At 64.7% G+C, this 595-nt stretch carries 1 protein-coding gene and 1 pseudogene; both read left to right on the top strand.

Annotated elements, in window-relative coordinates:
* Positions 1-155 (top strand): homogentisate 1,2-dioxygenase domain-containing protein (locus J0A65_RS28005; protein ID WP_206596957.1); only part of this gene is annotated, 155 nt, incomplete at its 5' end.
* 18 nt (positions 156-173) lie between these two features.
* Positions 174-595: pseudogene (locus J0A65_RS25170) on the top strand (fumarylacetoacetase); the annotation flags it as partial.

Below are 595 nucleotides of genomic sequence, written 5' to 3'. Positions count from 1 at the left end.
AGCCGGACTACAAAAACGACACCAAGGCCATAAATTTAGAGACACCGATGCCCCTGATCCCCACGCCCTACGCCATGCAGTCGCCGCAACTGCAACGCGACTACGCACAGTGCTGGCAGGGCCTGAAAAAGCACTTCAACCCGGACCGCAAGTAAGCGCAGGACAATCGACACATGGTTACCTTGAACGAAACCCATGACCCCTCGCTCGTCAGCTGGGTCGAGTCCGCCAACCTGAAGGGCAGCGACTTCCCCATCCAGAATCTGCCGTTCGCGGTTTTCCGCCGCCGCGGCAGCAACGAACCCTGGCGGGGGGGCGTCGCCATCGGCGAGCAGATTCTCGATATGCACGCCGCCTTCGCCGCCGGCATCTTCAGTGGTGATGCCGCCGCCGCCGCAGGCGAAGCCAGCCTGAACCGCCTGATGGACATGGGGCCGGCGGCGTGGTCCGACCTGCGTCTGGCACTGTCGCGGGCGCTGCGCCCCGGAGCACGCGAGGCCGTTGTGCTGCATCGCTGCCTGGTCGCGCAGGCCGATGCCGAATACAGCCTGCCGGCGCAGGTCGGCGACTACACCGATTTCTACACCTCGGTGCA

Origin of the sequence: Bowmanella yangjiangensis, assembly GCF_017255015.1 — a bacterium.
Classification (GTDB): Bacteria; Pseudomonadota; Gammaproteobacteria; order Enterobacterales; family Alteromonadaceae; genus Bowmanella; species Bowmanella yangjiangensis.
The sequence above is the reverse complement of the archived record's forward strand: the minus strand, read 5'-3'. Positions and strand labels throughout refer to the sequence as shown.